Here is a 12,286-nt window from a genome sequence, read left to right as displayed (position 1 = left end):
ATGTTAACCCGTGAACAGATGGCCATGCGCGTCGCCCGCGAGCTGCGCGACGGGTATTACGTCAACCTGGGGATCGGTATTCCTACCCTGGTGGCGAACTACATTCCGGACGGGATGGACGTGATGCTTCAGTCGGAAAACGGGCTGCTGGGGATGGGGGCTTTTCCTGACGAGCAGAGCCTTGACGCCGACATGATCAACGCCGGTAAACAGACCGTCACCGCACGCACCGGCGCGGCCATTTTCGACTCGGCCCAGTCGTTTGCCATGATCCGCGGCGGTCATGTGGATCTGACCGTGCTGGGCGCGTTTGAAGTGGACGTCGAGGGCAATATCGCCTCGTGGATGATCCCCGGAAAGATGGTCAAGGGCATGGGCGGCGCAATGGATCTCGTCGCCGGGGCGCAGAACATCATTGTGGTGATGACCCACGCCTCGAAAAGCGGTGAGTCTAAGCTGCTGCCGCGCTGCACGCTGCCGCTCACGGGCGCGGGCTGCATCCGTCGGGTCTTGACCGACCTCGCGTTGCTGGAGATCGAGGACGGCGCGTTCATCCTGCGGGAATACGCTCCCGGCGTCAGTATCGACGAAATTGCGGCTAAGACAGCCGGAAAAATGATTGTGGCGGACGACGTTCGCGAGATGCGCTTCAACTGAGGACTCACGATGAAAGAAGTCATGATTGTCGGGGCAACGCGGACCCCCATAGGCAGTTTTCGCGGCTCGCTATCGTCCCTTTCGGCGGTTGAACTGGGGGCCGTCGCGGTGCGGCAACTGCTGGAGAACAGCAATCTTCTCGAAGAACAGGTAGATGAACTGATTTTCGGACAGGTGCTGACGGCGGGATGCGGGCAAAACCCCGCGCGTCAGACGGCCATCGCCTCCGGATTACCCGTCAGCACGCCGGCGACAACGGTCAACCTGGTGTGCGGCGCGGGCCTAAAAGCGGTGCAGCTCGCCGCGCAGGCGATCCGCTGCGGCGACGCGAACGTGGCCATCGCTGGCGGTCAGGAGAGCATGAGCAACGCCCCCTATCTGCTGGACGGCGCGCGTTCAGGGCTGCGTTTTGGCCATACGGGCCTGCAGGACAGCATGATTACCGACGGGCTGTGGGACGCGTTCAACGATTACCACATGGGGATCACCGCTGAAAACGTCGCCCGTGAGAATGCCATTTCCCGCGAGCAGCAGGACGCCTTCGCCGCCCGGTCGCAGCAAAAAGCGGCCTTTGCCATTGAAGCGGGTCGGTTTGACGCCGAGATAGCGCCGGTGACGGTAAAACAGGGCAAAAAACCGCCGCTTATCGTCAGCCGTGACGAACAACCCCGGCCTGGCACTACCGCTGAGCAGCTGGCGCAGCTGCGCCCCGCCTTTTTGCAGGCGGAAGGCACGGTGACGGCCGGAAATGCGTCGACGCTCAACGACGGTGCCGCCGCGGTGCTGCTGATGAGCGGCGAAAAGGCGCGGGAGAGCGGTTTGCCGATCCTCGGTCGCATCGTGAGCTACGCCGTGACGGGCGTTGACCCGTCGGTAATGGGCATCGGTCCGGTCAGCGCCTGCCGGACGGCGCTGGCGAGGGCGGGCTGGACGCTCGATGACGTGGATCTCATTGAAGCCAATGAAGCCTTTGCCGCCCAGGCGCTGGCGGTGGGCAAGCAGCTCGGCTGGGATGAGCGCAGGGTGAACGTTAACGGCGGCGCTATCGCCCTGGGTCATCCGATTGGCGCCTCCGGCTGCCGCATCCTCGTGACGCTGCTGTACGAAATGCAGCGCCGTGACGTCAAAAAAGGGCTCGTCACCCTGTGCGTGGGCGGCGGGCAAGGCATTGCTCTGACCGTCGAGCGGTATGCATCTCGTTGGTACCCGAATAATAACTAAAGTGAGGAGTCGTAATGAGCGTGTTAATTGCCCTGGCGGCGCTGGCGCTGCTGATGCTGGCGGCCTATCGCGGATACAGCGTTATTTTGTTTGCGCCGATTGCGGCGCTCGGCGCCGTGCTGCTGACCGATCCGGGTGCCGTCGGCCCGACGTTTACCGGTCTGTTTATGGAAAAAATGGTGGGCTTCGTCAAGCTCTACTTCCCGGTGTTCCTGCTGGGGGCCGTTTTCGGCAAGCTGATTGAGCTTTCCGGTTTCTCACGATCCATCGTCGCGGCCGCGATTCAGATCCTCGGCCGTCGCCACGCCATTCCGGTGATTGTCCTGGTGTGTGCGCTGTTAACCTACGGCGGCGTGTCGCTGTTCGTGGTGGCGTTTGCAGTGTATCCGTTTGCCGCGGAACTGTTCCGCCAGAGCGGCATCCCTAAGCGGCTGATCCCGGCCACCGTGGCGCTGGGGGCATTTTCGTTTACCATGGACGCCCTGCCCGGCACGCCGCAGATCCAGAATATCATCCCCACCAGCTTCTTTGGCACGAACGCCTGGGCCGCGCCGTGGCTTGGGCTTATTGGCTCTCTGTTTATTATCGTCTTTGGCCTGCTCTGGCTGGAGCGCCAGCGTCGTAAGGCGTTCAATAACAACGAAGGCTACGGCACGGATCTGAAAAATGAACCCGAAACGCCGGATAACATTAACCTTCCGCACCCGCTGATTGCTATCTCCCCGCTGCTGGTGGTGGGCATACTGAACCTGCTGTTTACCCGCTGGATCCCCGGCTGGTACGGCACGACCCACGAGCTTACTCTGCCCGGCCTGGCGAAACCGATTGTGACCGAGGTGGGCAAGATCACCGCCATCTGGGCCGTCGAGGCTGCGCTGATCTCCGGTATCGTGCTGGTGCTGATTTTTGGCTTTCGCAATATTCGGGGGCGTCTGGCTGAAGGCAGCCGGACCGCGGTGAGCGGTGCCATTCTGGCGGCGATGAATACCGCCTCGGAATACGGTTTCGGCGCGGTGATCGCCGCCCTGCCCGGGTTCCTGGTGTTATCCAAAGCGCTGGCGGCCATCCCGAATCCGCTGCTGAATGAGGCCATCAGCGTGACCGTCCTCGCGGGGATCACCGGATCGGCGTCCGGCGGGATGAGCATTGCCCTCGCCGCCATGTCAGACTCGTTTGTCGCCGCCGCCCACGCAGCCAATATCCCGCTTGAGGTTCTGCACCGCGTGGCCTCGATGGCGAGCGGGGGGATGGATACCCTTCCCCATAACGGCGCGGTGATTACCCTGCTGGCGATTACCGGCCTGAGCCATCGTCAGGCCTACGGCGGCATTTTCGCTATCACCCTCATTAAAAGTCTGGCAGTGCTTTTTGTCATTGCCGTGTTCTATCTGACCGGCATTGTGTAAGGAGAGAAAGATGAATCTGAACGGTAAGACCGCGCTGGTGACGGGCTCGACCAGCGGCATTGGACTTGGGATCGCCCGCGTGCTGGCGAAGGCCGGAGCGCAGCTGATCCTCAACGGTTTCGGCGACAGCGAATCAGCAAGAGAAGAGATTGCGCAGCTGGGCAAAAAGCCAGGCTATCACGATGCGGACCTGCGTGACGTGCTGCAAATTGAAGCCATGATGCGCTACGCCGAATCGCAGTTTGGCGGCGTGGACATTCTTGTCAACAACGCCGGGATACAGCATGTCGCCCCGGTTGACTCGTTTCCGGTGGAGAAATGGAACGACATTATCGCCATCAACCTCTCCTCGGTATTTCACACCAGCAGGCTAGCGCTGCCCGCCATGCGCGAGAAAAACTGGGGGCGCATCATTAATATCGCCTCCGTTCACGGGCTGGTCGCCTCAAAAGAGAAGTCAGCCTACGTTGCCGCCAAGCATGGCGTAGTGGGCTTTACGAAATCGCTGGCGCTGGAAACCGCCCGCACCGGTATTACCGCCAATACCATCTGCCCCGGCTGGGTACTGACGCCGCTGGTGCAACAGCAAATCGACCAGCGTATCGCTGAAGGCGTCCCGCCGGAGCAGGCTCGCGATCGGCTTCTCGCGGAGAAACAGCCTTCGGGCGAGTTTGTTACCCCGGAGCAGCTGGGTGAACTGGCGCTGTTTTTGTGCAGCGAGGGCGCCGTGAACGTTCGCGGCGCCGCGTGGAATATGGATGGCGGCTGGGTTGCGCAGTAATGTTTGCCGGGTAAGGCGACGCCGCCACCCGGCAAAATCGCTAGCTTGAGCAGCTGACCTCCAGCCGCTTGCCCCAGTCAGGCGGGCGGCTGACGTAGTCATCATCCCGCTCGGCAAATGGCGTGCGCAACGCCAGATGCAAACGGTGTAGCTCGTCGTATTCACCCTGCTCTGCCTGCTCAATCGCCCGCTGCGCCAGCCAGTTGCGCAACACCATCGCTGGATTCGTCGCGTTCATCTGCGCCTGTCGGACAGCGTCATCTACCTGCTCCTGCTGCAGCCGCGCGCGGTAAGTGGCAAACCAGTCGTCAAACGCCTGTCTGTCAATAAACTCGTCGCGCAGCGGTGAGGCCGCACTGTGCTGCTCCGTCTGGCTCAGCATCCGGAAGGTACGGGTATAATCGCTGCCCTCGCGCGCCATCAGGGCAAACAGACCGTTGAGAATGTCGTTATCGCCCCTCTCCTGCGTCATCAGCCCCAGCTTGTTGCGCATCAGCGTGCCGTATTCTCGCAGCAATATGTCCTGATAGCTGTCGAGCGCATCATTGAGGGCATCTACGTCGATGAACGGCGACAGGGTTTGCGCAAGCCGCTGCAGGTTCCACAGGCCAACCGCTGGCTGATTATCAAAGCTGTAACGTCCCTGATAGTCGGAGTGGTTGCAGATATAGCCAGGCTGATAATCGTCCAGGAAACCAAACGGACCGTAATCAAAGGTCAGCCCCAGGATCGACATGTTGTCCGTATTCATGACGCCATGCGCAAAGCCCACCGTTTGCCAGCGGGCAATCAGGCTTGCGGTACGGGCAACCACATCCCTGAACCAGAGAACGTATTTATCCGCCTCGTCCTGCAAATGCGCCCAGTGGTGACGAATGGCAAAATCAGCCAGCTGGCGAACCTTGTCCGGCTCGCGGCGATAGTAAAAGTGCTCGAAATGGCCGAAGCGCAAATGGCTTTGCGCAATACGCATCAGCATTGCCCCTTTTTCCACCGTTTCGCGTGCTACCGGCGTATCGCTGGTGATAATCGACAGCGCGCGCGTAGTGGGAATCCCCAGGGCATGCATCGCTTCGGACGCCAGGCACTCGCGAATCGTTGAACGCAGCACCGCGCGCCCGTCGCCCATTCGCGAATAGGGAGTAAGGCCTGCGCCTTTCAGGTGCCAGTCAACCGTCTCCCCGTTGGGAAGCCGTTGTTCGCCGAGCAGGATCCCCCTGCCGTCGCCCAGCTGCCCCGCCCAGACGCCAAACTGATGTCCGCTATAGACCTGAGCCAGAGGTTGCATCCCGGCGAGAAGCGTTTCACCGCCCCAGACGCCAGCGCCCTCTGAAAGCTGAAACAGCCCAGGCGGAATGGCCAGCTCTTCTGCCAGCGAATCGTTGTGCCAGATAAGGCGTGAATTTTGTAACGGTGTTGGTTTGAGTGCGGTGTAAAAGCCAGGCAACTCGTCATGCCAGTGAGCAGTAAAAGACAGGGTCATAAGTCCTCCTGCTTTTAGTGTAGAGGGTTTACCCGGACTTAAACACGGGCGAAAGCAAGGGTTATCGCTGCTGAACCAGCGATGTAACGTGCTCCGCAGAGACGGCTGGCCAGAGTGCGCCCTGCATGGCGCCAAAATTGAAGGACAAAACGCGTTGCAACAGGCCGTGGTCGTCAATGCCCGAGACGATCACTGACTGGCAGTGCGGTGTGATTTGCCAGAGGATGGCGCGCATAAAAGGCTCAAAAGAGAGCTCCGGGGCACGCTGCTGAATGAAGCCTTTGTCGAGAATAACCCGTTTAAATAATCCATCATAGACCGCTTTGAGCGATGCGGCACCTGCGCCAAAGTTTGCCAGGACCAACGGGAAATGGATTGCCATTCTCGCCAGCTGCAGATCGTCCTTTCCGTTATTTAAACCTGGATAATTCTCATTAACAGTAAACTCAAGAAACGGGTAACGCTCAAGGATTGAAACAGCGTTTCCATTACTTAATAAAAATTCAACTATTGCAGGTGTAATATTGATCCATGCAATTAACTGATGCTGAATAAAAAACAGTTTACAGGTATCAAGCAATTGCAATTTTTCGTTAAACAGCACTAACTCTTCAGCTGCTGAAAGCCGAGGGATAACGAGCTCAGTGGGGATCCGCACATCGCTGCCGACGCCAGTAAAGTTAACCAGAACCTCTAAACCTTTAAGCTCCCCTGCGCTATTACGAGCAGGCAGAAGCAGCAGTTCAGACTGGTAAGCATTATCTAGCGTAATAATCATTGCACTCGCTCCGCATTAAAGATGAGAGAGGACATCCTGGAGCAATTGCCGACACAATTCCACTGTCTTGATTTTAATAAGATTAATTTCATTAGTTCCGTATTTATTTTCAGATTTATCCCTGAATCTTAAATAATTTTATCCTGGTTGCCGAATAATAGCCAGTTTTAGATAAAACAGACACATGCAGGATTCGCTAATTTTAGATAAATTTAACTTTAAGCATCTTATTTGAGAAAAAACGGCATGATTTATTAGAAACCATGCCGTCATAAGAGAAGTGTCTGACAAAGACTATATACGTCGTGCCTGCCAGAAATTTTTACGCCAGTAAACATTATCAAGTGAAGAGCGCATCACCCCGCGGCTTGTCGAGGCATGAATGAACTGATTGTCTGTATCATATATGCCCACATGAAGACCGCTTTCACCCGATCCGGTTTTGAAGAAAACCAGGTCCCCGGGGAGAAGATCGCCTTTATCAATTTCAGTGCCAATTTCGGCCTGCTTGCGCGTTTCGCGCGGAAGCTGTAAATCAAACTTGTCGCGGAACGTCATCAGAACGAAGCCGGAACAATCTACGCCGCCTCGACTCATGCCTCCGTAAAGATAAGGCGTACCGCGCCAGTTGCTCAGCTGATCGTTGAGGCTGGCAATGACGGTGATCGAATCTGAAAGCCGTGGGTTAGGCGGCGGCGCACGATGGCTACTGCATCCCGCAAGAAAAAGTGCGGCCATCAGGAGAAACCAGAATCGCATTTTCAGACGAATCCTCTGCTTTTTTTGTTCTTTTCGTAATTTAGCGTGCAATTGTGCTAAGAGGCAAGAAACGGTTACGTCTGCCCGGTAGAAATCAGCATCTTATGTCCCTCAATATCCAGCCTGCGGAACGACATGTTGTACGCGCGGGCAAGATGGGGCGGCGTAAGAACCCGATCCCGCGCGCCGCTGGCGATCATCTTTCCCTGCGACAGCAGCCACACCCGGTGGGCATGACGCAGGGTGTGGTTGAGGTCATGACTGCTCATCACCACGGCGATACCTTTTCGGCTCAGGGCGCTTAACAGCGTATCCAGTGCCGCCTGCTGCGCCACGTCCAGACCGCTCATGGGTTCATCGAGAAGCAGCATTCGCCCGTGAGGATTACCTGCCGGGTGGATCTGAAGAATGACCGCCGCCAGACGCACCCGCTGCCACTCTCCGCCGGAAAGCTGGCTGGCATGCCGGGACAGTTTATCTTCCAGCCCCAGGGCTGCGGCCACGTCCGTCAGCAGTGCCGTCTGTTGTTTGTCGTGCAAATGCAGCATCAGATAGTGCCAGACCGGCATCGCAAAGGGCGGCACCTGCTGCTGCACGAGGTAACTGCGCCGGTGCGCCAGCGAGACCGGTGACCAGTCGGCGAGCGTATGCTCCAGCAGCGTTATCTGCCCTTCTCCGTCGGTCATGCCTGCCATCCGTGCCAGCAGCGTGCTCTTCCCTGCACCGTTTGGCCCGACAAGATGCAGGATTTCTCCCGCATTGATGGTACCGGTTATCGGCTCCAGACGTCCCCTCTCGGCAACGTCCGTGAGCTGCATCAGCAACGACATTATTTCGCCAGCGCCAGCTTGATCGATTCCATGACGATCGGATCTTCAGGGGTCATATCCGGCGAAAAACGCTGAACGACCTGGCCGTCGCGGCCAATCAGGAATTTTTCAAAATTCCACAGGATATCGTCCGGGTAAAGCGGCGCGCGGCCTTTGCTGGCCATGCGTTCATAAAAACCGCTTCCTTCCGGCGCAACGGCCTTCGGCGCGGCAGCGATCAGCTTCGCATACAGAGGATGGCGGTCTTCACCGTTGACATCGATTTTGCTGAACATCGGGAACGTCACGCCATAGGTGGTGCTGCAGAAGGTTTTAATCTCCTCTTCGCTGCCCGGCTCCTGGCCCAGGAACTGGTTGCACGGGAAGCCCAGCACGGTGAAACCGTCTTTCTCCCAGGCCTTCTGAATGTTCTCCAGCTGTTCGTACTGCGGCGTCAGGCCACATTTGGATGCCACGTTGACGATAAGCAGCACGTTGCCTTTGTAGCCTTCCAGCGTGGTGTTAACGCCATCAATGGTGGTCACTTCAGTATTCAGGATATCAGTCTGCATAGCATTCCCTCAGGTTGTCTTACGGCTAGTTGTTTTAACGTCCAGCTTTTAATAGTAGCCAGATAAATACCGGCGCGCCCAGCGTGGCGGTCACCACGCCAATCGGCAGCTCGGCGGCCGTCAGGGCAAGCCGGGCGATGATATCGGCCACCAGCAGCGTGGCGGCCCCGGCAACCGCCGAGGCCGGAAGCAGGGTCCGATGGTCCGTGAGGCCACACAGGCGCAGCATGTGCGGAATCACCAGCCCGATAAAGCCGATCGCGCCCGCCAGAGCCACGCTGACGCCGACCAGCCAGCCAATGGCTATTACCAGCACATTACGCCAGAACCCAATCGGCATGCCGAGCTGGCGGGCAGAGGTTTCACCCAGCGCGAGCATATTCAGCGGCTGCGCCTGCAGGGCCGCCCAGACGATGACCGGTACCAGCAGCGCCATCAGCCAGCCCTGGTGCCAGTCAACGCCGCCAAAACCGCCCATCATCCAGTACATCAGCTGACGCAGGTCAAAGGATGTTGAAAAGTAGACCGCCCAGGTCATCAGCGCGCTACAGATGATCCCCAGCGCCACGCCGGCAAGCAGCAGGCGGCTGGTCGATAAGTGCCGTCTGGCAAAACGAAGAAGGATCGCGGTGATTAGCAGCGCGCCGAGGATAGCGCTCAGGCTAATACTCCATCCGGAGAGTTCTCCCCCACCCAGCATCACCGCCGCAATCAGGCCTACGCCTGCGCCGTTTGACACGCCGAGCAGCCCGGGCTCCGCCAGAGGGTTATCAAACAACGCCTGCATTATGGTACCGCACAGCGCCAGCGCGGCGCCGACCAGAACCACCGCGACGGTGCGCGGCAGGCGAATTTGCCAGACGAAGAGCTGCCCGTCAGGCCCCCACCAGCTTTCAGGCCCGATCCATCTGTCGCCCGCGCAGAGGCTCACGCCCGCGGCGACAATGAGCATCAGCACCAGCAAAAGCAGGTGACGCCGATCGGAACGGTGCTGGTGATAGGCATAATCAAGCATGTGTACGGTTTTAGTAGCGTGAGATGTAATTGATTTTACGGCGGGTTTGCCGGAGAGCGCAAAGAAAAAAGGCCGCGTGGGCGGCCTTTTTAGTTAGTTCATATTACTCTGCTTTGGGCGTTGCGTTTTCGACACGGCTTTTCAACTTCTGGCCGGGTCTGAAGGTCACCACGCGGCGGGCTGTAATGGGAATATCTTCCCCCGTCTTCGGGTTGCGGCCCGGACGTTGGTTTTTGTCTCGCAAATCAAAATTGCCAAAACCGGAGAGTTTTACCTGCTCACCATTTTCCAGAGCACGACGGATCTCTTCGAAAAACAGCTCTACCAGCTCTTTGGCATCCCGTTTGCTAAGCCCAAGCTTATCAAACAGATATTCTGACATTTCAGCTTTTGTAAGCGCCATAGGTTCAATCCCTCAATGATGCCTGGAATCGCTCTTTTAATGCCTCTACACATTTGGCGACGGTAGCGGCAATCTCCTCTTCTTCGAGTGTACGGCTGGTATCCTGAAGGATAAGGCTAATAGCGAGGCTCTTGAAACCTTCTGCTACGCCCTTGCCGCGGTACACGTCAAATAAGTTTACGCCAACTACCTGATTTACGCCAACTTTCTTACATTCGGCCAAAATATCTGCTGCAGGCACATTTTCCGCGACCACAACCGCGATATCACGGCGGTTTGCCGGGAAGCGGGAGACGTCCTGAGCCTGAGGAATCACGCGGTCAGCCACCGGGTTCCATTCCAGCTCGAACACGATGGTACGGCCGTTCAGGTCCAGCTTACGCTCCAGCTCAGGGTGAACAACCCCAATAAAACCAACGCGTTTGCCGTCTAAATAGATGGCTGCACTTTGGCCCGGATGCAGCGCCGGGATAGCTTCTGCGCGGAATTCAATTTCAGATAATTTACCGGTCAGATCCAGAATCGCTTCCAGATCGCCCTTCATATCGTAGAAATCAACCGTGCCTTTTGCCAGGTCCCAGTGCTCTTCATAGCGGTTGCCGCTGATGGCGCCAGCCAGCATGAGATCCTGACGGATGCCTAAATTTGCCTGATTATCCGGTACAAAGCGCAAACCGCTTTCGAAAATTCGCACGCGGTTTTGCTGGCGATTCTGGTTATAAACGACAGTACCCAGCAGGCCCGTCCACAGAGACAGACGCATCGCGGACATTTCGCTGGAAATTGGGCTTGGCAGGATCAGCGCCTCCTGACCCGGGTGGATCAGCTGCTGCAGCTTTGGATCAACGAAGCTGTAGGTGATCACTTCCTGGTAGCCTTTGTCATTCAGCATGGTTTTCACACGCTTCAGGGACAGGTCGGCTTCACGGTGGGTGCCCATTACCAGACCCGCCTGGACAGGCTCGTCAGGGATGTTGTTGTAGCCGTAAACGCGGGCCACTTCTTCCACCAGATCTTCTTCAATTTCCATGTCGAAACGCCATGATGGCGCAACGGCTTTCCACTCGTCCTGCCCTTCGGTTACTTCACAGCCCAGACGTTTCAGGATGTCGGTTACCTGCGCATCGGCAACGTGGTGACCAATCAGGCGATCCAGCTTGCTGCGGCGCAGGGTGATGGTCGCACGCTTCGGCAGGGTCGCTTCGTTGGTGACGTCGATAACCGGGCCCGCTTCACCGCCGCAGATGTCGATCAGCAGGCGGGTCGCACGTTCCATCGCTTTGTACTGCAGCGCCGGGTCAACGCCGCGCTCGTAGCGGTGAGAGGCATCGGTATGCAGGCCGTGGCGGCGTGCGCGACCGGTGATGGAGAGCGGGCTGAAGAATGCGCATTCCAGCAGGACGTTTTGCGTCTCGTCGTTGACGCCTGAGTGCTCGCCACCGAAGATACCGCCCATTGCCAGCGCTTTGCTGTGGTCAGCAATCACCAGGGTGTCGGCGTTCAGTTTCACTTCGCTGCCGTCCAGCAGAACCAGGGTTTCGCCCTCTTTCGCCATGCGCACAACGATGCCGCCGTCGATACGATCTTTATCGAACGCGTGCATTGGCTGGCCCAGCTCCAGCAGAACGTAGTTGGTCACGTCAACCACGGCGTCGATAGAGCGAATACCGCAGCGGCGCAGCTTCTCTTTCATCCACAGCGGAGTTGGCGCTTTCACGTTGATGCCTTTCACCACGCGACCGAGGTAGCGCGGGCAAGCATCCGCAGCGTCAACCTGGATAGGCAGCACGTCACTGATGGTCGCTTCAACCGGCGCGATTTCCGGCGCGTTCAGCTCAGTCTGGTTCAGCACGGCCACGTCGCGCGCCACGCCGATGATACCTAAGCAGTCGGCACGGTTTGGCGTGACGCTGATTTCGATAGTGTTGTCATCAAGCTTCAGGTATTCACGGATATCGGTGCCGACTGGCGCATCCAGCGGCAGCTCAATAATGCCGTTGTGATCGTCGGAAATACCCAGCTCGGAGAAGGAGCACAGCATGCCTTCAGACGGCTCGCCGCGCAGCTTAGCCGCTTTAATTTTGAAATCACCCGGCAGCACCGCACCGACGGTCGCCACGGCCACCTTCAGGCCCTGACGGCAGTTTGGCGCACCGCAGACGATATCCAGCAGACGGTCACCGCCCACGTTTACTTTTGTTACGCGCAGTTTGTCAGCGTTAGGGTGCTGGCCGCACTCGACCACTTCGCCAACGACCACGCCGTTGAAGGCACCGGAAACCGGCTCAACGCCGTCGACTTCCAGACCTGCCATGGTGATCTGGTTAGAAAGCGCGTCGCTGTCCAGCGTGGTGTTCACCCACTCGCGTAACCACAGTTCACTGAATTTCATTGTTCTGTCC

At 57.9% G+C, this 12,286-nt stretch carries 12 protein-coding genes; 4 read left to right on the top strand and 8 right to left on the bottom strand.

Translation table 11 applies throughout. The features are described from left to right. Genes UR289_RS04805 through UR289_RS04790 form a run of 4 tightly spaced genes read left to right on the top strand, consistent with a single transcriptional unit; the run spans position 1 to position 4,065 of the window. Positions 1-657: a CoA transferase subunit B gene (locus UR289_RS04805; RefSeq protein WP_029740425.1), complete on the top strand. Its 657-nt coding sequence runs from the start codon at positions 1-3 to the stop codon at positions 655-657. A 9-nt stretch (positions 658-666) separates the two neighbouring features. Further along, a complete protein-coding gene (locus tag UR289_RS04800) occupies positions 667-1,878 on the top strand; it encodes an acetyl-CoA C-acetyltransferase (RefSeq protein ID WP_320709238.1) in 1,212 nt (403 codons plus the stop codon). Between the two features lie 14 nt (positions 1,879-1,892). After that, entirely contained in the window at positions 1,893-3,284 is a 1,392-nt protein-coding gene (locus tag UR289_RS04795) for a GntP family permease (protein WP_039262085.1), read from the top strand. Positions 3,285-3,294: 10 nt separating this feature from the next. Beyond that, a complete protein-coding gene (locus UR289_RS04790; RefSeq protein WP_320709237.1) occupies positions 3,295-4,065 on the top strand; it encodes a 3-hydroxybutyrate dehydrogenase in 771 nt (256 codons plus the stop codon). A 40-nt stretch (positions 4,066-4,105) separates the two neighbouring features. Here the strand turns inward: UR289_RS04790 and selO are convergent, their stop codons facing one another. From selO to pheT, 8 genes are all read right to left on the bottom strand, one after another. After that, positions 4,106-5,548, bottom strand: a complete 1,443-nt coding sequence (selO, locus tag UR289_RS04785; protein WP_320709236.1) for a protein adenylyltransferase SelO — start codon at positions 5,546-5,548, stop codon at positions 4,106-4,108. Positions 5,549-5,609: 61 nt separating this feature from the next. Beyond that, positions 5,610-6,326, bottom strand: a complete 717-nt coding sequence (locus tag UR289_RS04780) for an EAL domain-containing protein (protein WP_032657851.1) — start codon at positions 6,324-6,326, stop codon at positions 5,610-5,612. 294 nt (positions 6,327-6,620) lie between these two features. After that, positions 6,621-7,085: an NlpC/P60 family protein gene (locus UR289_RS04775; RefSeq protein ID WP_320709235.1), complete on the bottom strand. Its 465-nt coding sequence runs from the start codon at positions 7,083-7,085 to the stop codon at positions 6,621-6,623. 74 nt (positions 7,086-7,159) lie between these two features. After that, complete coding sequence (btuD, locus tag UR289_RS04770) at positions 7,160-7,915, bottom strand: vitamin B12 ABC transporter ATP-binding protein BtuD (RefSeq protein ID WP_143347195.1); 756 nt, start codon at positions 7,913-7,915, stop codon at positions 7,160-7,162. After that, positions 7,915-8,466, bottom strand: a complete 552-nt coding sequence (locus UR289_RS04765; protein WP_094935163.1) for a glutathione peroxidase — start codon at positions 8,464-8,466, stop codon at positions 7,915-7,917. The genes btuD and UR289_RS04765 overlap by 1 nt, the downstream gene beginning before the upstream one ends. A gap of 34 nt (positions 8,467-8,500) precedes the next feature. Next, positions 8,501-9,481, bottom strand: a complete 981-nt coding sequence (gene btuC / locus UR289_RS04760) for a vitamin B12 ABC transporter permease BtuC (protein WP_236902488.1) — start codon at positions 9,479-9,481, stop codon at positions 8,501-8,503. A gap of 103 nt (positions 9,482-9,584) precedes the next feature. Then, entirely contained in the window at positions 9,585-9,884 is a 300-nt protein-coding gene (ihfA, locus tag UR289_RS04755; RefSeq protein WP_003857805.1) for an integration host factor subunit alpha, read from the bottom strand. A 4-nt stretch (positions 9,885-9,888) separates the two neighbouring features. Then, on the bottom strand, positions 9,889-12,276 hold the full coding sequence (pheT, locus tag UR289_RS04750; protein ID WP_320709233.1) for a phenylalanine--tRNA ligase subunit beta: 2,388 nt from the start codon (positions 12,274-12,276) through the stop codon (positions 9,889-9,891). Between the last annotated feature and the right edge of the window lie 10 nt (positions 12,277-12,286).

Source organism: Enterobacter sp. 302C9, assembly GCF_034106085.1.
In the GTDB taxonomy this organism is placed as follows: domain Bacteria; phylum Pseudomonadota; class Gammaproteobacteria; order Enterobacterales; family Enterobacteriaceae; genus Enterobacter; species Enterobacter asburiae_B.
This window is presented reverse-complemented; position numbering and strand designations above follow the sequence as displayed.